This window comes from Sphingomonas sp. Leaf33, assembly GCF_001421785.1.
In the GTDB taxonomy this organism is placed as follows: Bacteria; Pseudomonadota; Alphaproteobacteria; order Sphingomonadales; family Sphingomonadaceae; genus Sphingomonas.
In genome coordinates, this window is record NZ_LMLB01000001.1 from 1655826 (window position 1) to 1676615 (window position 20790).

The window sequence follows — 20790 nt, forward strand, 5'->3', positions numbered from 1 at the left end:
TCGCCAGCGCCTTCCTGCGGGCGATCGCGATCCCCGTCCTGATTGAGTACAGACCCTACGGCGTGAAGCGTTTGGTGAAGCCCATGACCGGCCGTTCTTCGACCGGGACGGCGGTGATGTCGTCGATCCGGGCAAGTCGCGGTCCTTCGCGGCATTTCGCAAGGAATTCGTCGAGCACCATCGAATCGGCATCGGCGAGCAGTTCGACACGACCGTCGCTCAGGTTGCGGACCCATCCCTTAACGCCCAGCTTCTGCGCCTGGCGCACGACATAATCGCGGTAGCCGACCTGCTGCACGCGGCCACTCACCAGCACGCGCTGCATGACACCCATGTGTTTCATTCCCTGATTGGACGAGTCGGCCCGGCACCGCTCGTCTTTCCGCCGGCATAACCATGCGGTGCGTCTTTGCGCGAGCGCTGCCAGGCAATTCCACCGCACGTAAAGCAGTATCCGGCGCGAGGCGTTAGGCGCTTGCGATAAGGGGAGCGCTGTGTCGCGCTCAACTCGTCCTCAGGCTGCGATCGGGCTCAGACGTGGCCCATCGTGCTCGGCGACTTCGGCGAGACGGGCGGGCTCGCAAAGTTCGAGATACCGTTCGGCGATGGTGACATGGGCCGCGACGGCCGCGGGTTCGATGCTCTTCTGCGCCAGTTCCAGCTGCGCTTCGGCCCGGCGCTGGTAATAGTCGAAATCCACGGACGCGTTACCCACGATACACTCCACACGGCGCCCGCAGCTCGCGCCACCGCACCTTCTCCAGATCCGGCCCTTTCGTCAGCCGCCGCAGCAGCTTGCCCCGGAATATGACAACGTGCTGACGCCGGTTTGGCTCCACGTAACCCGCGGGATTCCGATGTAATTCAGCCGCTTCCGTTACAGGTCCGACGACCCGGCGCGGTTGCCCGCCTCGCCGATCCCGGCATCGGGTGATTCGCTCTCCGGCCCGCGCACATCATCTTCGCCGGCCTCGGTCGGCGTCGCCGGAGCGTCCGTCTTGGGTGGCGCGATCGCATCGGGTTGCGTGTCGGGTTCGCGGTCACTTCGCAGGTCGCTCATCGGTCATCTCCTCGTTTCGACAGGAAATCCCCGGAGCGGCGGCGGCGTTCCGTCAGTCCCCCGGATAGTCGATCGCCAGAACCTCGTACTCGCGCTCGCCGGCGGGCAGCACGACGCGGCGCAAGTCGCCGACCGCGGCGCCGCGGAGAGCCCGCGCGATGGGAGAGTTCCAGCCGACACGACCAGCGCCGGCCTCCGCCTCATCATCGCCGACCAGGGTCAGCGTCCGATGGGCGTCGTCCTCGTCCGCGATCGTCACCGTCGCGCCGAACCACACGCGGCTGCGGTCTTCCTGAGCGCGGGGGTCGACGACCTTGGCCGCCTTCATCCGCTTCGACAGGAAGCCCAGGCGGCGGTCGATCTCACGCAACCGCTTGCGTCCGTAGATATAGTCGCCGTTCTCCGACCGGTCTCCGTTGCCCGCGGCCCAGGCAATGGTGTCGACCAGCTTCGGCCGCTCGCCGGCGAACAGCGCTTCGTACTCCTGCCGCAACGCGGCGTATCCAGCAGGCGTGATATAGTTCGGGCGATCCATGACCGCCGCCCTATCAGCCGGGATTGCGCTTGCCGAGATACCAGCTGATGTTGTTCGGGCCCCGCGAGCGCGCCCGGTCGGGGTTCATCAGATCGTAGACGACGGCATTTTCCAGCACGCGCTGGACGTAGTTCTTGGTTTCGAAGAACGGGATCGCCTCGACCCATTCGATGACATCGACCTGCCCCGTTCGGGGATCGCCGTTCGCGCGCAGCCATTTGTTCACGTTGCCGGGCCCGGCGTTGTAGGCGGCAACGGCCAGTGGGTAGCTGCCGTACAGCGCGAACATCTTTTCGAAGTAGTGCGATCCGAGCTGGATGTTGTAGTCCGTGTTCGCGTTGAGCTGCGACACGTCGTAGCCCAGGCCCAGCTTGCCCGCGACATCGCGCGCGGTGCCCGGCATCAGCTGCATCAGCCCCCGCGCGCCGGCCTGACTGACCGCGTTGCGATCGAACTGGCTTTCCTGGCGTGCGATGGCGTGGACCATCGTCCAGCTGTCATTGGCCGCCGCCGGCACGCGGACACTGGGATAGCCCGCCGCCGTGAAATCGCTGAGGCCGTTCTGGAGCGCACTCTTGCCGACCAGCACGCCCAGATCCGGGCGATTGATCTGCGCGGAAAACTCGGTCGCCAGCGCATGATCGACATCGCTCGTCGCATCCATCGCGATCTGGCGGATGAACATGCCCTGTTCGCGTGCATTCCCCTGCGCCCCGAGCAGGCGGGCGGCGCGGACGACATCGCGGTTGGCGAAGGCGGCGCGCGCGGCGGGGGCGATCGTTGCGGTGTTGACCGGGGTCGGGCGCCGCAGCGGCTGGCCCAGCCGTTCGCTGGCGAGTTGCCCGTAATAGAGATCGCCAAATCCTGCGGCGCGCGCGAAATAGGATTGCGCCGCGGCTTGGTCGCCGGCGGCCTCCGCCGCGCGACCTGCCCAATACAGTCCCTTCGACTGGGTCGTCGGCGTCTTCGATCCGCGCGAATAGCGGTCGAACATGCCGATCGCGTCGCGCGGGCGCCCCAGCTGCTTCATCGCGGTCGTGCCGGCCAGCCAGACCAGGCTGGTGTAATCGTCGCGCTCGCCCAGCGGGCGGGTCGAAACGTCGGTGCCCGGCAAGTACGCGTCGTCGACCTGGCGTGCGATGTCGTAAGCGACCGTATGCTGGCCGTCCGCCGACGCGCCGCGCGCGTTGGTCAGCAGGACCTCGTACCATTTCTCGGCCGATCCCGGTGGGGTCGCGAGCGTATGCGGGCGGGCAAGCTGTGCGCGCGCGGTCGGCGACGCGCCGTTGTCGCGGTACCAGTTCGCGCGGTCGGCCAGGAAGCCGGCGTCGGTCAGTGCGTAAGCCTCCACTGCCGCGCCACGCGACGCCGCATCGACCGCACGCGTGCGATAGGCGATACGAGCGTCGAAGATCGCCCGGCGATCGGGGCTGGCGAAGCCGAGCCAGCGCAATGCCGCGCCAGTATTCCCCTGCCACAACAGCATGTCGATCCGCGCGTCGTGATCGGCGGGCGCCAGCGCGGCGGGGAAGAGGGCCAGCACCTTGCTCTCGTCGGCCGGACGCAGCACGCCCATCCGCCACGCGCGCCGCGCCTGGTCGGCGGCGCGGTCGGCCTGGCCGCTCATCGCCAGAGCCTCGGCATAGCGGACGCGGCCGGCGGCGGTGATCGGCGGGAAGCGGTCGAAGAAGCGCAGCGCCTGAGCGGGCGACACCGATGCGTCGGCGACCGTCTCGGCCGCCGCGCGCCGGGTTGTCTCGCCCGGCCAGCCGGGGTGGGCGAGCAGGAAGTCGGCATAGCTCGAAAACGGCAGATTGTCGGACTGCTGCAACCGGCGCCACTGATCGATCGTGTAGCTGAACGGATCGACCGCCACCGGCTGATAGGGCTGCGGCTGTGCGGGCAGCGGCTGGACCATCGGCCGCGCCGGGACATAGGGCGGCCAGGCCTGCTGCACCTGCGCGCTCACCCAGGCGACGTGCGCCTGTCCCATCGTCGCGGCCATCGCCACACCGGAGACGCCCACCAGAACGGCCAACAGGCCTGATTTACGCAACATACCCTGCATACTGGACATGATACCTGCTCGCGCCGTATCGGCCATCACGGAAAATCGCTCTGATGAGGCTGTTCGTCGCAATATGTTCTCCGGCTCCATTCCCGCGCTCGTCACGCCCTTCACGGGCGGCAGCTTCGATGAGGAGGCATACCGCGCCTTCGTTGAATGGCAGCTGACCGAAGGGTCGACCGGGCTCGTCCCCTGCGGCACGACGGGGGAGTCGGCCACGCTGACCTATGACGAGCATTTCCATGTCGTCCGGACCTGCGTCGATCAAGTGAAGGGCCGCGTGCCGGTCATCGCCGGTGCAGGCTCGAACGACACCCAGGTCGCGATCCAGAACATCCGCGCCGCGCAGGCCGCCGGCGCCGATGCCGCGCTGATGGTGCCTCCGTACTATAATCGTCCGAACCAGGACGGGATCTTCGCGCATTTCGAAGCCATCGTCGCGGCGTGCGACCTGCCGATCGTGCTCTACAACGTCCCCGGCCGGACGGTGACCGACATCAAGCCCGAGACGGTCGTGCGCCTCGCCAACGCGTTCGACCGCATCGTCGCGATCAAGGACGCAAGCGGCGACCTGCCGCGCGTGTCGGCCCACCGCGGCGGTGCGCGCGATGGCTTCGTCCAGCTATCGGGCAACGACGACATGGCACTGGCGTTCAATGCGATGGGCGGGCGTGGCTGCATCTCGGTGACGGCGAATGTGGCGCCCGGCCTGTGCGCGCAATTCCAGGCAGCGACGCTCGCCGAGGATTACGCGCGCGCGCTTGAGATCAACGACAAGCTCTATCCGTTGCACGCCGCGCTGTTCAGCGATGCGTCGCCCGGGCCGGTCAAATATGCGCTCAACCGGCTGCATCCCGAATGGTCGGCCGATCTGCGCCTGCCGATGACGCCGCCTAGCGAAGCGAGCCGCGCGGCGGTCGATGCCGCGCTGGCGCACGCCGGATTGACCTGACGCGGCGGATGTTTTCGAGGGGCGGCTTCCTTTCCGCTGACGGCGCGCTTACATCGCGCGACGATGCCCCGTCCCAAACCCCCGCAGTTCGAGAAAACCAAGGTCGTCGCCGAGAACCGGCGTGCGCGCTTCGAATATTTCATCGACACGGTCTATGAAGCCGGAATCGCGCTGACCGGCACCGAAGTGAAGTCGCTGCGTTTCGGCGAAGGCTCGATCGCGGAGGCCTATGCCGAGGTGCGCGACGAGCAGGCGTGGCTGGTCAACGCGAACATCCCCGAATTCAGCCACGGCAACCGGTTCAACCATGAACCGAAGCGCCCGCGTAAATTGCTCCTTCACGAACGCGAGATAAACCGGCTGCACGGTGCGGTGGCGCGGGACGGCATGACGCTGATCCCGCTGACCGTCTATTTCAATTCGCGCGGTCGGGCCAAGGTCGAGCTCGCGCTCGCCAAGGGCAAGAAGGCGCATGACAAGCGCGACACGATCCGCGAGCGCGACTGGAAGCGCGAACAGGGCCGCATCCTCCGCGATCGGGGCTGAGATGGGCGTGTGGGGTCGGTTCATCGCATGGGCGCACCGCAATCTGCCTACGCGTGAGAGCATGGAGCAGAGCCGGATCCTGCGTCCGATCGCGCACCGGGTACTGGCGCCCGCCCTGTGGCGCTTCACCCGGCGCAGCGTGCCCCGCGGCGTCGCGCTCGGCATGGTGACGGGCATCTTGGTGCCGATGGGACAGATACCGGCGTCCGCCGTCCTGGCGCTGCCGTTGCGCGCGAACATCCCGGCGGCAGCGCTGACGACGTTCTTCACCAATCCCTTCACGACCCCCATCCTGTGGGGTGCGGCCTATTGGGTCGGGCGCAAGGTGCTGCGGCTCGACACGGTGGTGCCGGGATCGCCGGTGCGCGATGTGGTGCGTGAGAACATGGGCTGGCTCCAGTGGGTCTATGCCGAAGCTGGACCGGCGATCATCGTCGGGCTGCTGGTGCTGACGATCGTCTTCGCGGTGCTCGGCTATGGCCTGACCGCGCTCGGCTGGCGCCTTTGGATCGCTGCCAAGTGGCGTAATCGTCACAATCGGGGCGCGTGACGCTTACGCGGAATTGACGATCCCTATCAGTCGGTTACGAAGCGGCATTGCTCGACGTCCCGTCGGGCCCTCCCTTCAGGCTGAAAGGACGCCCATGCGCTTCTCGCGTCTCGTCTCCACTTTCCTCGCCACCACCATCGCCGTTACCGCGCTGTCCGCGCAGGACGGGCCGCGACTCGGCACGTACGGCTTCGACACCAAGGGCATGGACACATCGGTCAAGCCGGGCGCCGATTTCGACACATACGCCAGCGGTACGTGGGAGAAGACGACCGAAATCCCCGCCGACCGCGCGTCGTGGGGCATGTTCCACGTCCTGCAGGACCAGTCGCTGGAGCAAACCCATGCTATCCTCCAGCAATCGGCCAAGCGTCCGGGCACCAAGATCGGCGATTTCTACGCGTCCTACATGGACGAGGCGACGATCGCCAAGAAGGGCATCGCGCCGGTCAAGCCGTGGCTGACCGCGATCGCGTCGGCCAGGGACAAGACCGTGCTGGCGGTCGAGGCGGGCAAGTTGCAGGTGAAGGGCGTCGGCGGCCTGTTCGGCATGGGCGTGACCCAGGACAGCAAGGCGCCCGACACCTATGTCGTGACTGCCGGTCAGTCCGGCATCTCGCTGCCCGACCGCGATTTCTACCTCAAGGACGACGCCAAGCTGGCGACGATCCGCACCGCGTACCAAGCCTATCTGACGCAGTTGCTGACGCTGGCTGGCGAGCCGGACGCGCAGGCGCGTGCGACCGCGGTGTTCGAATTCGAAAAGGCGCTGGCGACTGCGCACTGGACCCGCGTCGAAAACCGCGACGCCGACAAGACCTACAACAAATGGACGTTCGCTGATTTCGAAGCGAAGGCGCCGGGCTATCCGTGGGCGCAGTGGCAGTCCGCGATGGGCGTGCCGCGCCAGGCGGCGTATATTATTCGCCAACCGAGCGCGCTAACCGGCGAGGCCAAGGCCTATGCCGATGCGCCGCTGTCGGTGCTGAAGGACTATTACATGCTGCGCGTGCTGAAGAGCTACGCCAGCGTCCTGCCCAAGCCGTTCGAACAGGCCGACTTCGCCTTTACCGGCACCGTCCTGTCGGGTGTTCCGCAGCAGCAACCGCGCTGGAAGCGCGCGGTGTCGATGACCAGCGCTTCGCTGGGCGAGGAAGTCGGCAAGCTGTATGTCGCGCGCTATTTCCCGCCGGCATCGAAGGCGGAGATGGACAAGCTGGTCGTCAACGTCCGCGCGGCGATGCACGATCGTCTCGCTGGCCTCACGTGGATGGCGCCGGAAACCAAGCAGAAGGCGCTGGCGAAGCTCGCCGCCTTCACGCCTAAGATCGGTTACCCGACCCGGTGGCGCGATTATTCGGCGCTGGCGGTCAGCCGCGATGACCTGGTCGGCAACGTCGCGCGTTCCAGCGAGTTTGAGTTCCGGCGTGGCCTGAACAAGCTCGGCAAGCCGATCGACCGGACCGAATGGTTCATGACGCCGATGACGATCAACGCCTATGCCAACCCGCCGATGAACGAGATCGTGTTCCCAGCCGCGATCCTGCAGGCGCCGTTCTTCGATGCGAAGGCCGATCCGGCGATCAACTACGGCGGCATCGGCGCGGTGATCGGTCATGAGCTGAGCCACCATTTCGACGACCAGGGCCGCAAGTATGACCCGACCGGCAAGCTCGCCGAATGGTGGACGGCCGAGGACGTCGCGCGGTTCAAGACCTTCACCGACAAGCTGGTCGCGCAGTACAACCTGTACGAGCCGCTGCCGGGCCAGAAGGTCAACGGGTCGCTGACGCTGGGCGAGAACATCGCCGACCTCGCCGGCCTGACGGTCGCGTACGAGGCGTACAAGAAGTCGCTGAACGGCAAGCCTGCCCCTGTCATCGACGGCATGACCGGCGACCAGCGTTTCTACCTCGGCTGGGCGCAGGTGTGGCGCAGCAAGCAGCGTGAGCAGTCCCTGCGTCAGGCTCTGCTGACCGACCCGCATTCGCCCGGCGCCCAGCGCGTCGCGATGGTTCGCAATCTCGACCCCTGGTACGCGGCGTTCGGCGTGAAGGACGGCGATGCGCTGTACCTCAGCCCGGCCGACCGCGTCCGCATCTGGTAAAGACAAGAACAGGAGAGGCGTAACATGCGCACCCGCATCCTCATTCTCGCATCCGCCGCGGTCCTCGGCGCGACCGCGCTGCACGCCCAGCAGGACGTGCCGTCGGCCGCCCCCGCAGTGCCCGCGAAGACCGATGGTCCGACCTATGGCCGCTTCGGCTTCGACGAGGCCGGCATGGACCGCTCGGTCCAGCCGGGCGATGACTTCAACGCCTTTGCCAACGGCGACTGGCTGAAGCGCACGGCGATTCCCGTCGACAAGTCGAGCTACGGCATGTTCAACGCGCTGTCCGACCAGTCGGAACTGCGCACGCGTGCCCTGATCGAGGAACAGGCCAAGACGTCAAATTCCAGGATCGGCTCGGCGTACAACGCCTATCTCGACACCGCCGCGATCGAGAAGAAGGGGCTGGCCCCGGTCAAGCCGTGGCTCGACCGGATCAAGGGCGTGTCGGACAAGGCGGGCTACGTCCGCCTGCTGGCGGAGGCCGATCGCAACGGCGTGTCGGTGCCGTTCAACGCCGGCGTCAGCGCCGACGCGAAAGACCCGAACACTTATACGGTCGGGATGAGCCAGGGTGGGCTGGGGATGCCCGACCGCGACTATTATCTGAGCGCCGATCCGAAGCTCGCAGCGGTCAAGACCGCGTATCAGGCGCATATCGCCAGAATGTTCACGCTGGCCGGCGAAGCGAATGCCGACGCGCGCGCCAAGGCTGTCGTCGATTTCGAGACGCAGATCGCCGGCAAGCACTGGACTCGTATCCAGAGCCGCGACGCCGACAAGGCGTATAACAAGATGACGGTGGCCGAGCTGGCGACGCTCGCCCCAGGCTTCGATTTCGCCGCCTATCTGAAGGCGGTCGGTATGCCGACGCAGACGGTCATCGTCCGCCAGCCCAGCGCCTTTACCGGCATGGCGGCACTGATCGGCGCAGCACCGGTGGCGGTGCTGAAGGATCAGCTGCTGATCCGCTCGCTCGACGGCTTCGCCGCGGTCCTGCCGACGGCGTTCGACCAGGAACGCTTCGCCTTCTTCGGCACGACACTGACCGGTGTGCCGCAGCAGCAGGAACGATGGAAGCGCGCGGTCGCCTTTACTCAGGGCGCGCTGACCGACGACATCGCCAAGATCTACGTCGCGCGGTATTTCCCGCCGGAGACGAAGGCGGCCGCCGACGCGCTGGTGAAGAACGTCATCACCGCGATGAAGGCGCGCGTCGCCAAGCTCGACTGGATGACACCGGAGACGCGGACCAAGGCGGTGGCCAAGCTCGACGCCTTTACGCCGCGAATCGGTTATCCCGACAAGTGGCGCGACTATGCGAGCTTGCGGATCGTGCCGGGCGACGCCTTCGGCAACCAGTTGCGGTCATCGCAATGGTCGCACGACTACAACACCGCCAAGCTCGGCAAGCCCGTGTATCGCTGGGAATGGGGCATGACCCCGATGACGGTGAACGCGCAGGCCAATCCGACTTTGGTCGCAATCACCTTCCCGGCGGCGATCCTGCAACCGCCGTTTTTCGACCCGAAGGCCGATCCGGCGATCAACTATGGCGGCATCGGCGCGGTCATCGGGCATGAGATCAGCCACCATTTCGACGACCAGGGATCTAAGTTCGACATCACCGGCAAGCTGACCCAGTGGTGGACGTCCGCCGACGTCGCCGCGTTCAAGCAGCGCACCGATGCGCTGGTCGCGCAGTATGACGCGTACGAGCCGCTGCCCGGCTTCCACGTCAAGGGCGGCCTGACGCTCGGGGAAAACACCGCTGATCTGGCCGGCCTCAGCGCGGCCTACGACGCCTACAAGATGTCGCTCGGCGGCAAGGCGGCGCCGGTCATCGACGGCTTCACCGGCGACCAGCGCTTCTACCTCGGCTGGGCGCAGGTCTGGCGGCGCAACTATCGCGAGGCGGCACTGCGCAATCAGTTGCTGACCGACCCGCATTCGCCGTCGCAGCAGCGCGTCTGGGTCGTCCGCAACCTCGACCCCTGGTATGCGGCATTCGCGCCCAAGCCTGGCCAGAAGCTGTACCTGACGCCGGAACAGCGCGTCCGCATCTGGTGATTCGAGCCCGTTGGGGGCCGAGCGGCACGCGCGGCCCTTGACGCTCGGGGCAGGGGACGGACATGGGTGGTGGATGGCTTCCATCGCCGATGTTTCCGTTCCCGCCGTCCCGTCCCACTGGCGGATCATCGCCGTCGCCGCGGGGTGTGGCCTGGCGGCTGCGCTGCTGATCCTGTGGCTGGTCGGACTGACCGTGGTGGCGGCAGGCTTCGCCGCAGCGGCATTGGTGATCGCCGGAGGCGCCGTCGCGGTCCGGATGCTGTTCCCGCCCCGCGCATCGGACATTGCCGAGCCGGACTGGACCGTCGCCAATGCGATCGCCGCGGTGGCGGCCGATGCCGTCGCGTTGACCGATCGCGCTGGGCGCCTGACCTGCGCGAACGACCGCTACGACCAACTCTTCCGCGGATACCCTGTCCCGCCGAACTTGCCCGTCGACGCCGCCGAAACCGAGCGGCTCGGCCAGGCCGGACGCGCGGCGTGGCGCGACGGCGATGCGGTCGCGACCATCCTCGTCAGCGGTGTACGGGTCGACGTGACGATCCGGCGCATCGGCGACACCATGCTGCTGTGGCGCTTCGCCGCGCGGGACAGCGCCGATGTGATCGCGACGACCACTGCGATGCTGTCGGGACCCGAGGGCGACCGGCTGGGAGAGGCAGGCGTCATGGCCGCATTGCTGTCGCCAGATGGCCGCGTCCGCATGGCGAACCGCGTGCTGCGCACCCGCGCGATGGGCCATGACGAGGGTGCAATCGAGGGACGGGACTTCGCGCGGTTCCTGATCACCGACGCGGCCGGCTTCGTGCGGTTCGAACGCGAAGGCCTGTCGGGCAATCCGCTGCGCGTCCTGCAACTCCCGCTGCTGCAGACCGACGACGCGCCGATGCTGGTCGCGCTGCTCGACGAGGAAATCCCGATCCCGGTGCCGGCGATCGGATCGAGTGCGGCAAGCCATGTCCGCAGCCTGGTCGCGTTGCTGCCGGTGCCGCTGGCGCTGATCGACCGCGATGGCCGGTTCGTCCACATGAACGACGCGTTCCAGCGCGCCGCCGCGGTCGATGTCACGGCGCCGCCGCTCTACCCGGGCGATCTGGTCGTGCGCGAGGACAAGGGCGCGCTGGCCGATGCGATCCGCCGGTTCGGCGGGGGCGGGGGCTATGCCACGCAGCTGCCCGTGCGCTTTGCCGAGCGGCCCGACGAACCGGTGCAGGTATCGCTGACCGGTGCCCGCGGCCTTGGCGACGCGGCCGTCCTGATGGCGATCAAGGACAACAGCGAGGAAGGCCGGCTGAAGCATCAGGTCGCGCAGGCGACGAAGATGCAGGCGGTCGGCCAGTTGGCCGGCGGCGTCGCGCACGACTTCAACAACATCCTGACCGCGATCATCGGCCACTGCGACCTGATGCTGATGCGCCACACGCCCGGCGACAGCGATTACGACGACATCCAGCAGATCAAGACCAACTCCAACCGCGCGGCCGGGCTGACCCGCCAGCTGCTCGCCTTCTCGCGCCAGCAGACGCTGCGGCCGCAGGTGCTGCAACTGCCCGACGTGATCTCCGAAGTGTCGAACCTGCTGAAGCGCCTGCTGGGCGAGACGCTGGAACTGGTGGTCCAGCACGGCCGCAACCTGGGGCCTGTCCGGGCCGATCCGGGACAGCTCGAACAGGTCGTCGTCAATCTGGCGGTCAATGCGCGCGACGCGATGCTGGCGAGCCATCCCAACGGCGGCGGCGTGCTGACGATCGAGACGCTGGCGATGACTGCCGCCGAGAGCCGGCGGATGGACCACGACGTCCTGCCGGTCGGCGACTATACCGCGCTCCGGATTACCGACACCGGCACCGGCATCCCCGCCGATGTGCTGCCCAAGATCTTCGAGCCGTTCTTCACCACCAAGGAAGTCGGCAAGGGGACGGGCCTGGGCCTGTCCACCGTGTATGGCATCGTCAAGCAATCGGGCGGCTACATCTTTGCCGAGAACGTGCCGAGGGGCGGGGCGTCGTTCACCATCTACCTGCCGGTCCATTCCGCCGCGAGCGGCGCGGTGCCGCAGAAGGTGCCCGCCAAGCCAAAAGCCGGCGACACCTGGGGCTCGGGCTCGATCCTGCTGGTGGAGGACGAGGACATGGTCCGCGCCGTCGCCGAACGCGCGTTGACGCGCCAGGGCTATAGCGTGCGCACTGCGGAGAACGGCGAAGTCGCGCTGGACGTGCTGGGCGATGGTCCGGCGCCGGACCTGCTGGTGTCCGATGTCGTGATGCCGTCGATGGACGGCCCGACCATGGCCCGCCGCGTCCGCGCACGCTTTCCCGACGTGCCGATCCTGTTCATGTCTGGCTATGCCGAGGAGCAGTTGCGCAAGTCGATCGACCTGCCGAACGTCGCATTTCTACCCAAGCCCTTTTCGGTTCAACAGCTTGGTGAAGCGGTTCGGGACGCGCTCGCCGCGAAATAGCGCTTGGCCGTACCCACAATCTTTGCATATGGGCGTTGCATGTCAGACCGTTCGCGTATCCTGATCGTCGAAGACGAACCGCTCATCTCCATGATGCTCGAGGATTTCCTCGATGCACTGGACAAGGATGTCGCCGGCACCGCCGAGAGCGTCCCCGCCGCGTTGGAATTGATCGAAGCCGGCGGCATCGACGCCGCGATCCTCGACGTGAACCTGCGTGGTGGCGAACAGAGCTGGCCGGTCGCGGATGCACTGGCGCAGGCGGGCGTGCCGTTCGTGCTGGCGACCGGTGGCGGCGACGGCGCGATCGCCGACGCACACAGGGGCCGGCCGGTGCTGGCCAAGCCGTTCACGATGGACGGGATCGAGAAGGCGCTGGCGGCGCTGTAATGCCCGGTGCTCCCGCGGAGGCGGGAGCCTAGAGCCGCAAGCTATGATTTACGTGACCCTGGGCTCCCGCCTTCGCGGGAGCACGTGAAGCGCTACGCCCGCAACCGCTCGATCGCCTGCGCCAGCGCGACGTACAGCTTGCCCATGTCGGACGACAGCAATGTCACCCCGAGCGGCGATCCGTCGCGCTGGGTCAGGATCTGACGCAGCATCGCTTCGAAATCGTGGATGTAGCGGTTGACGTGCTCGCGGAAATCCGGGTCGTCCTGATGCAGTCGTGCGATCTCGCGCGCTTCGCCCGCATCGAGCAGGCGGACCGCGCGGCGGGTGAAAACGCCGCGGTCGCCCTTAAGATACGCCGACCACGCGCTGTCGGCGACTTCGTGCGAGAAGGTCTTGGTAATGTCGATCGACGAGGAATTCAGCGCTTCGATCAGCAGCGACACGCGGCGCGCGAAATTATCCTGATTGCTCGCTTCGCGGTCGGCGCGTTCGGCGTCGATCCGCGCCTCGATAGCGGCGGTCGATTCGGCGATCGTCATCAGTTGCTGCGACAGGCGTTCGGATGCGCGGGTTGCGGCCTCCACCGCGCCTTCCGACGCGTCGCGCAGTTCGGCGATGGGCTGGGGCAGGGCGCGCGCAAAGGCATCGCGGACGGCTGCCGCGCTCGCCGTCTCGATCGCGGTCGCGGCGTCGGGGATGACCCGCGTCAGGACGGCCCGCGCACTGTCCGCGGCGCGATCCGCCGTTTCGCGGATGCGCGACAGCGCCTCGACCAGTTGCGGTGCGGCGTCCTCGGCGAAGCGGCGCGTCTTGGCGATGGCGTCGCCGACCACGCTGTCCATCGTCAGCGCCTTGTCCTGGCCGATATCGAGCGCCTCGGTCAGCGTCGCGGTGATCTCGGCCAGCTTCTCGCGTTCGGCAGTGACCAGCGAATTGACCGCCTCGACCGCGACATGCGTGCTTTCGGCCGCAGTGACGAGCGCTAGCAGCTCCGGCTTGGCCGCACCGACCAGGCGGCGCGTATCGACGATCCGCTGGTCGAGCCGGGCGATCGCGTCGGGGAGAGTCTCGTCCAGTTCGCGCGAGGACGCATCCAGCGCGGTCAGCAATTCTTCGGTCGTGCCGATCAGCGTGCGCGCGGTCGCATCGCCGACGCGCATCGTCTCGGTCATCGCTTGCGTCGAGGCGGCGAGCGCGCTGATGGAGGCGGCCAGTGCCTGGCTCTTGGCCATGCCGTCGCCGTGCAGCCGGTCGAGCTGTTCGGCAGCGCCATCGGCGTTCAGCACCAGCGCATCGAACATCGCATCGCTCTGCTGCCGCTCGGCCTCGAGCTTCGCGGAGATGCGCGTCACGACATCCTCGACGGCGCCCAGGCGCGATTGCAGCGCGTCGGCACCGTCCCGCCCGGTCTTTTCCAGCGCGGCCTGGCTGGCGGCGATCATCGCGAGCATCGCTTCGCCCTGCGCGGCGATCCCCTTGCGGGCTTCGTCGATCGCGTCGGCCGCGCGGTCGAGCACGGTGTCGACCGATTCGCTCATCTGCGTCGCGGCCGTGTCGAGCCGCCGCGCCGCGGTTTCGGTCGCACTTTCGGTGCGCTGGACATGCGCGGACAGCCGCGCCGCGGCGCCCGAGGCGATTTCCTCCGCACTGCGCCCGCGTTCGGCCAATGCCGACAATTGCGTGTCGAGCGCGGCGGCGTGGGTGGACGCGTTCAGACCGACCGCTTCGATCGACTGCGCCATGCCGGTCCATTCGGCATGGGCCTTTGGCAGCGCGTCGAACACGTTCGCCAGCGCGCGCTCGGCGTTGGTCGAAGCCTGGATGATCGTGCCGCAGACATTGTCGAGCAACTGCGCTTCGGTAGTGATCTGCCCGCCGAGTGAGCGCAGCCGTTCGGACGCCGCATCGCCGATCTGCGACAGGATCGTCGCCTGTTCGGCGAGCGACTGGCGGTTGGCGGCGATGCGCTCGCCCAGCGCGGCGACGGTGCGCTCCAGGTTGGCGGCTTCCGCCCGCATGGTCCGCGCGGTCGCGCCGAAGCGGTTGGCTTCTGCCCGGCTGGTCCTGAGCGCCAGCAGGCACAGCACCGCGACCAGGGTAGGGACGACGCACAGCGCGGCGGCGAACTGGACGAAAGCGACCGGCGGCAGGGGAAAGGCGTCGCGCGCGAACCACAGCATCGCGCCGATCCAGGCGGCCGAGACGATGGATCCGAGCACGGGCAAGGCCCAGCCGAAGCGCTGCGGGACCGGGTCCTCCAGCGCGGCATAGGGATCGTCATCGACGTACCCGTCCTGCGACGCCAGGGCCGGAAAATCCCGAGCCAGTTCCTCACCCGTTGCCGGACGCAGATCGATGATGCGCGAACCCCCGTTCATAAATGGGACACCTATCACGATTTCCAACGCATGACAGGGGGCAGCGGCAACCTTCCCTTAAACAGGCGACGATAGATTTCAGGGCATGGCATATGATCCCGGTGCAATCGACGCGACGCTGGCCGCCGCGGTGGGCGACGACCCCGCGTTGATCGCGGAGTTGCGCGAAGTGTTCCTCGACAGCGCAAAGGCCGGCGTGACCGCGCTGACCCGCGCCGAAGGCGCGGCGCAGTGGATCGACCAGGCACTGCGGCTGAAGGGCCTCGCGGCAAGCTTCGGCGCGGTACGGCTGATGGCGCTGGCGGGCGATGCCGCCAATGCGCCCGCCGGCGATGCCGAAATGCTGCGCAAGCTGCGCCGCGCGGTCGAGCGGCTCTAGGTCGTAGGCTCATCAAGCGGGCGGTCCGCGATCGCTGGCGTAGCTAAGGTCACACAAAGGTCACGCTATGCCGATCGCTCATCTCCTTGCATACGGACCGCCGGTGCAGCCGCGCGAAGCCGGCACAGGCGAGAGAAAATCAGCGATGAGAAAGAGCTGGTGGTCGACCTGTACGCGATGTTTTCCAACATTGCTCGAACAAACGACTGAACGCGCGTCCGCTATCGCCCAAAAGCGGACCTCGAGAGGTTCGGCGATTTGAATTGCAGTCCGTTCGCGTGACAGTTCTATTCGCTGTCCTCTCGATATATGCGAGCGTAGTTCGCAAAATCGGTGTCGACCAAATCTTGTTCTATGACCTTTTTTGCGACATCGAAGTCCACAACCAAGCTACAAATCTCCATCGTGCCACTGCCGATGCTTCCACCATCACAAGCGCCAAGACCGGTCCAACCTAGCGTCTCATTCATCCGGTCTTCCAACTGATGACGCTTGGCCAAGTCGTCCTCTGAACCCATTCCCTCAACTTGGTATTCAATCATTAGAACGGCATGGTCTTCCGGTCGCAAAGGATGAAATCCTCGCGCGACGCGCTCATCGATTTCTTTCTGTATCGTATGTTCGGCCTTACGCAGAAAACTCGATTTGACGACCTTGGACTCGCCCATCGTTCCTAGCTGGCCCCAGTGAACTCTATGCTGGCCGGGAGACTCCTCCCACGTTTCCCAGTATTCCGTGCCTGCGTCGGAAGTTCGATACAGCTTCATCCCATGCGTTCCCCAACTAACCCCTCTCGCCTTGTAAAAGGGCTAATCGGTAGGTCAACGTGGCATCCGCTTCCCACCCAGTATCGGCCATTCATTGCTATCGCCGAAAGCGAACGTGCAAAGGCTTACGCCCTAATTCTTCCGCACCAGTTCGCGCATCGCCGCGTCCAGCCCGCCGAGCGTAAGCGGGTACATCCGGTCGTTGACCAGCTGCCGGATCATTTGTGTCGATTGCGAATAGCCCCAATGCTCCTCGGGCGTCGGATTGAGCCAGACGGTCGCGGGATAGGTGGTCGCCAGACGCTTCAGCCAGACGGCGCCGGCTTCCTCGTTCATATGCTCGACTGATCCGCCGGGGTGGCTGATCTCGTACGGGCTCATCGCGGCGTCGCCGACCAGCACGACCTTATAGTCGTGGCCGTATTTGTGGAGCACGTCCCAGGTCGGGGTGCGCTCGGCAAAGCGGCGGCGGTTGTCCTTCCATACGCCTTCGTACAGGCAGTTGTGGAAATAGAAGAATTCCAGGTTCTTGAATTCGGACGTGGCGGCGGAGAACAGTTCCTCGCACAGCTTGATGAACGGGTCCATCGACCCGCCGACGTCCAGGAACAGCAGCAGCTTGACCGCATTGTGCCGCTCGGGCCGCATCCGGACGTCCAGCCACCCCTGCTTTGCCGTCCCCGCGATCGTGCCGTCGATGTCGAGTTCGTCGGCGGCCCCTTCGCGCGCGAAGCGGCGAAGGCGGCGGAGTGCCACCTTGATGTTGCGCGTCCCCAGCTCGCGCGTGTTGTCGAGGTTCCGGAATTCGCGCTGGTCCCAGACCTTGATCGCGCGCTTGTGCCGGCTTTCGCCGCCGATGCGGACGCCTTCGGGATTGTAGCCCGAGTTGCCGTAGGGCGACGTGCCGCCGGTACCGACCCATTTGTTGCCGCCCTGGTGCCGGCCCTGCTGCTCCTCCAGCCGCTGCTTGAGCGTCGCCATGATCTCGTCCCACGAGCCGAGTGATTCGATCCTGGCCATTTCCTCGGGGCTCAGGAATTTCTCGGCGACCGCCTTCAGCCAGTCCTCGGGGATGTCGGCGCCCTGCACGCCGGAATTGCCGACGACGCCGCGGAAGACCCTGGCGAAGACCTGGTCGAAGCGGTCGAGCAGCCCCTCGTCCTTCACATACGTCGCACGGGCGAGGTAGTAGAAGGCCTCCGGCGTCTCGTCGATCACCTCGCGGTCGAGCGCTTCGAGCAGCAGCAGATGCTCCTTCAGGCTGGCCGGAATGCCGGCGGCGCGCAGTTCGTCCAGGAAGGCGAGGAACATCGCCGCATCTAGGGGCGGCGTTCGTACAAAGTCCAGTGCGTGCCCGACAGGCCGGTCGGGTGAGCCTCGACGATCGGACGATAGGCGAGGCCGCAGCGGGTGGGCGCGGCGGGGAAGGGTTCGTCGCCATCGCGATCGACGAACAGGAAACGACCGCACGGAACGATCCGCACGGGATAGGCCGCCTGCGCCGCCGCCACCTGGATGACGGGTGCCGCCCGCTCACGATCCAGCGAGACGGTGCTGCCGGTGGGGGCGGCGGAGCGCAGCACGCGGACCACGATCGACGGGTCGGCGCGACGGTTGCCGATCAGCGCCGCGTCGCGGGTAACCGACCCGACAACCATCACCAGCAGCACTGCGGCCGCGACGCCCCGCCAGCCGCCACCACGCGTCAGGGCAAGCGCGCCGACCTCGGCGACCAGCAACAGCGCAGCGGCAGCGCCGGTCAGGAAATAGCGCGGGATCGCGACATTGCCGAGGTGGGCGATCGCACAGCCGAGCGGCACGCCGACCAGCGCAAGCAGATACAACCAGCGGCGCGCCTTCAGTTGCGGCAACAGTGCAAGCGCGGCGATCACGCCACCGGCCGGCAACAGCATCCACCCGCGGTCGAGCGGCGCGCCAAATGTGTAGGCCAGCATCGCGCTCTGGCCCGTCAGCAGGTCGCCGCCGCTGTACGGGGTCAGATGGCCGATCGTGAAGCCCGACGCGCCCGGCAGCCAGCGAACGATCAGTGCGATCATCGCCAGCGTGACCAGGGACGGCGCGGCCATCGCTCGCGCGGTGTCGATCAGCGCCCGGCGCAGCGTCGTCTCGTCCGCTCGCCGCAGGAAGACCCAGCCCGCGACGACGCCGACAGCAAAGATGAAGGTCATCTGCGCCAGCACGCCCAGGATGCAGACGATCGTCAGGCCGATGACGGGGGGCGGGCGCTCGGGATCGTCGAGCCATCGCCCGACGACCAGCATCAGGATCAGCAAGGCGAGCAGCATCGGCGCATAGCCGCGGGCTTCACTGCCATAAGTGACGAGGATCGGCGACAGCGCGAATGCCAGCGCGGCGATGACCGCGGCGGCGCGGCCTTGCGGGGTGACGATCAGCGCGGCGACGACGATCGCCGCCGTCCCCGTCGCGATCGACAGCGCGCGCTGCACGAGCGGATCGGCATCGATCCCGACCCATTGCAGCCACAGCGTGTTCAGATGGTGATTATTGTCGTGGTGGATGTTCAGGAAGACGCCGGCCGGCGTCGCGACATCGGCGGCGAAGACCGCGGACCATGCTTCATCCAGCCACAGTCCGCCGCGCGCCGCCGCCACGCGCACGGCCAGCCCGATCGCGGCGATCGCGAACAGCAGCAGCCAGGGTGGAGTCGCTTCGGCGCGGGTCATCGTGCCGGCATCCTGCGGCAAACGGGATCGATGTGCTATTGCGCGTACGCGTCGAGCAGCGATCCGACATAGTCCGGCTGGCGTGCGCTCAATTCGGGCGTCGTCCCGCCCTTCGGGCCGTAGATGAAGCCATGGACCGGATAGGTCGAGCCGCCCAGGCCCGTGACGCCCCGATACCACACCCGCACTTCCGACCAGTCGTTGTCGCGCGAAACGTCGAACAGCGTCACGTCCTGTTCGACGAAACCGCGCCGGCCGTCTTCGCGCGACCAGTTCGCGTGGGTCAGCATCAGCACGCGGCTTTCGACGACGCGGCTGACGACCGCGACGTGGCCGAGCCGCAGCCGATCCGACCGCGCGAAGGCCACGACCGCGCCGACGCGGGGTTCATGCCCGCGCGGGTAGCGACCCTCTGCCTGGTCCCACCACGTCCACGCATCGCCGTAGATCTGCACGCCGGACGCCGCGCGCGCGAAGGGCACGCACTGGCCAACATAATCGAGGATGGAGGCGGTCGCGGGCATCGGCGCCGTGACCAGCGCCAGGCCCAATCCGATTCGCTTGAACATACGCTCGACCATCGCCGACCGTCATGTCGGGCCGGTGGTTTCCATTCGGTTACCGTGGCTTAGCGGCTGCGACGAACCGTGCAGAAAGCGTCGACGCCGGTGTCAGCGGCCCTGTCGGCGCGCCATGAACGCCAGGCGCTCGAACAGCATCACGTCCTGCTCGTTCTTCAGCAGGGCGCCGTGGAGCGGGGGGATCGCCTTGGTCGAATCGCGGTTCTGCAGGACCTCCAGCGGCATGTCCTCGTGCAGCAGCAGCTTCAGCCAGTCGAGCAGCTCCGACGTGCTCGGCTTCTTCTTCAGGCCGGGCACGTCGCGCAGTTCATAGAACACGTCCATCGCGCGGTTCACGAGCAGCTTCTGGATGCCGGGGAAATGCACATCGACGATTCGCTGCATCGTCTCGCGATCGGGGAATTTGATGTAGTGGAAGAAGCAGCGGCGCAGGAACGCGTCGGGCAGCTCCTTTTCGTTGTTCGACGTGATGACGACGATCGGCCGTTCGACCGCGCGGACGGTTTCCTTCGTTTCGTAGACGTGAAACTCCATCCGATCGAGTTCCTGGAGCAGGTCGTTTGGAAACTCGATATCCGCCTTGTCGATCTCGTCGATCAGCAGGACCGGCAGGACCGGGCTGGTGAACGCTTCCCACAATTTGCCGCGCCGGATGTAGTTGCCTATGTCATGGACCCGCGGGTCGCCCAGCTGGCCATCGCGCAGGCGGGCGACCGCATCATACTCGTAGAGGCCCTGCTGCGCCTTGGTCGTCGATTTGACGTTCCATTCGATCAGCGGCGCGCCGACCGCCTGCGCAATCTCCTGCGCCAGCACGGTCTTGCCGGTGCCGGGTTCGCCCTTGACCAGCAGCGGCCGGCGAAGGGTGACGGCGGCATTGACCGCGACCTTCAGGTCGTCGGTCGCCACATAGCTCTTGGTGCCATCGAAACGCATGAGAGCAGACGTAGCGGCTTGCAATGCCGCGGCCTAGAGCGGTTTCCGATCAATCTGCATCATCGTGATTGTGTCAGGAAGGATGCCGGCGAGGAGTGGCGCGCCGCAGGGGCCGGTCTGCCCCTGCAAGCGTCGCGACGATGTCCAGCGGCCTTCCTGACACTAACCCCTTCGGGGCGGGCCGATTTTGCCTCGTGGCGGTGTCGCTCGTCAGTCACGGGGGCGAAGCCCCGCTCCTTTCTCGATCCTAGCCGCGAACCAAAATCGGCTCCGTCACGATGATGCAGATTGGTCGGAAA

19 protein-coding genes are annotated in these 20790 nt (G+C 66.7%); 8 read left to right on the forward strand and 11 right to left on the reverse strand.

Annotated elements, in window-relative coordinates:
• Positions 1–55 precede the first annotated feature (55 nt).
• The 5 genes from ASE86_RS08220 to ASE86_RS08240 all read right to left on the reverse strand — a co-directional run bounded on the left by ASE86_RS08220 (position 56) and on the right by ASE86_RS08240 (position 3663).
• The gene (locus tag ASE86_RS08220; RefSeq protein WP_200911496.1) at positions 56–334 is read right to left on the reverse strand and encodes an acylphosphatase; all 279 of its coding nucleotides are present in this window, start codon (positions 332–334) and stop codon (positions 56–58) included.
• Positions 335–514: 180 nt separating this feature from the next.
• Positions 515–715, reverse strand: a complete 201-nt coding sequence (locus ASE86_RS08225; RefSeq protein ID WP_156347072.1) for a hypothetical protein — start codon at positions 713–715, stop codon at positions 515–517.
• Positions 716–877: 162 nt separating this feature from the next.
• Positions 878–1060, reverse strand: a complete 183-nt coding sequence (locus ASE86_RS08230; RefSeq protein ID WP_056424464.1) for a hypothetical protein — start codon at positions 1058–1060, stop codon at positions 878–880.
• A gap of 52 nt (positions 1061–1112) precedes the next feature.
• Positions 1113–1595 (reverse strand): transcription elongation factor GreB, encoded by a 483-nt coding sequence (gene greB / locus ASE86_RS08235; protein ID WP_056424465.1) that lies wholly within the window; start codon positions 1593–1595, stop codon positions 1113–1115.
• Between the two features lie 13 nt (positions 1596–1608).
• Positions 1609–3663 (reverse strand): lytic transglycosylase domain-containing protein, encoded by a 2055-nt coding sequence (locus ASE86_RS08240; protein WP_056426856.1) that lies wholly within the window; start codon positions 3661–3663, stop codon positions 1609–1611.
• Between the two features lie 73 nt (positions 3664–3736).
• Here ASE86_RS08240 and dapA point away from each other — a divergent pair, with 73 nt between their 5' ends.
• From dapA to ASE86_RS08275, 7 genes are all read left to right on the forward strand, one after another.
• Positions 3737–4615, forward strand: a complete 879-nt coding sequence (gene dapA / locus ASE86_RS08245; RefSeq protein WP_056424470.1) for a 4-hydroxy-tetrahydrodipicolinate synthase — start codon at positions 3737–3739, stop codon at positions 4613–4615.
• Between the two features lie 63 nt (positions 4616–4678).
• A complete protein-coding gene (gene smpB / locus ASE86_RS08250; protein ID WP_056424473.1) occupies positions 4679–5161 on the forward strand; it encodes an SsrA-binding protein SmpB in 483 nt (160 codons plus the stop codon).
• Between the two features lies 1 nt (position 5162).
• Positions 5163–5711, forward strand: coding sequence for a DUF2062 domain-containing protein (locus tag ASE86_RS08255; RefSeq protein WP_056424477.1), 549 nt, complete (start codon positions 5163–5165; stop codon positions 5709–5711).
• A gap of 94 nt (positions 5712–5805) precedes the next feature.
• Positions 5806–7818: a M13 family metallopeptidase gene (locus ASE86_RS08260; RefSeq protein ID WP_056424480.1), complete on the forward strand. Its 2013-nt coding sequence runs from the start codon at positions 5806–5808 to the stop codon at positions 7816–7818.
• A gap of 24 nt (positions 7819–7842) precedes the next feature.
• The gene (locus tag ASE86_RS08265) at positions 7843–9891 is read left to right on the forward strand and encodes a M13 family metallopeptidase (RefSeq protein ID WP_056424483.1); all 2049 of its coding nucleotides are present in this window, start codon (positions 7843–7845) and stop codon (positions 9889–9891) included.
• Positions 9892–9964: 73 nt separating this feature from the next.
• Positions 9965–12352 carry a response regulator gene (locus ASE86_RS08270; protein WP_056424485.1) on the forward strand — a complete coding sequence of 796 codons (2388 nt, stop codon included), beginning with the start codon at positions 9965–9967 and terminating at the stop codon, positions 12350–12352.
• A gap of 39 nt (positions 12353–12391) precedes the next feature.
• Entirely contained in the window at positions 12392–12742 is a 351-nt protein-coding gene (locus ASE86_RS08275; RefSeq protein WP_056424488.1) for a response regulator, read from the forward strand.
• 92 nt (positions 12743–12834) lie between these two features.
• Here the strand turns inward: ASE86_RS08275 and ASE86_RS08280 are convergent, their stop codons facing one another.
• Positions 12835–15123 (reverse strand): hypothetical protein, encoded by a 2289-nt coding sequence (locus ASE86_RS08280; RefSeq protein WP_056424491.1) that lies wholly within the window; start codon positions 15121–15123, stop codon positions 12835–12837.
• An 85-nt stretch (positions 15124–15208) separates the two neighbouring features.
• Between ASE86_RS08280 and ASE86_RS08285 the strand changes: the two genes are divergently transcribed.
• A complete protein-coding gene (locus ASE86_RS08285) occupies positions 15209–15502 on the forward strand; it encodes a hypothetical protein (protein ID WP_056424494.1) in 294 nt (97 codons plus the stop codon).
• A gap of 287 nt (positions 15503–15789) precedes the next feature.
• Here ASE86_RS08285 and ASE86_RS08290 read toward each other — a convergent pair whose 3' ends face one another.
• The 5 genes from ASE86_RS08290 to ASE86_RS08310 all read right to left on the reverse strand — a co-directional run bounded on the left by ASE86_RS08290 (position 15790) and on the right by ASE86_RS08310 (position 20491).
• Positions 15790–16269: a hypothetical protein gene (locus ASE86_RS08290; RefSeq protein WP_056424497.1), complete on the reverse strand. Its 480-nt coding sequence runs from the start codon at positions 16267–16269 to the stop codon at positions 15790–15792.
• 132 nt (positions 16270–16401) lie between these two features.
• Positions 16402–17580, reverse strand: coding sequence for a vWA domain-containing protein (locus tag ASE86_RS08295; protein WP_056424500.1), 1179 nt, complete (start codon positions 17578–17580; stop codon positions 16402–16404).
• Between the two features lie 8 nt (positions 17581–17588).
• The gene (locus ASE86_RS08300; RefSeq protein WP_156347073.1) at positions 17589–18974 is read right to left on the reverse strand and encodes a hypothetical protein; all 1386 of its coding nucleotides are present in this window, start codon (positions 18972–18974) and stop codon (positions 17589–17591) included.
• A 35-nt stretch (positions 18975–19009) separates the two neighbouring features.
• Positions 19010–19543: a CHAP domain-containing protein gene (locus tag ASE86_RS08305; RefSeq protein WP_200911497.1), complete on the reverse strand. Its 534-nt coding sequence runs from the start codon at positions 19541–19543 to the stop codon at positions 19010–19012.
• Positions 19544–19645: 102 nt separating this feature from the next.
• Entirely contained in the window at positions 19646–20491 is an 846-nt protein-coding gene (locus ASE86_RS08310; protein ID WP_056424509.1) for an AAA family ATPase, read from the reverse strand.
• Positions 20492–20790: the final 299 nt, after the last annotated feature.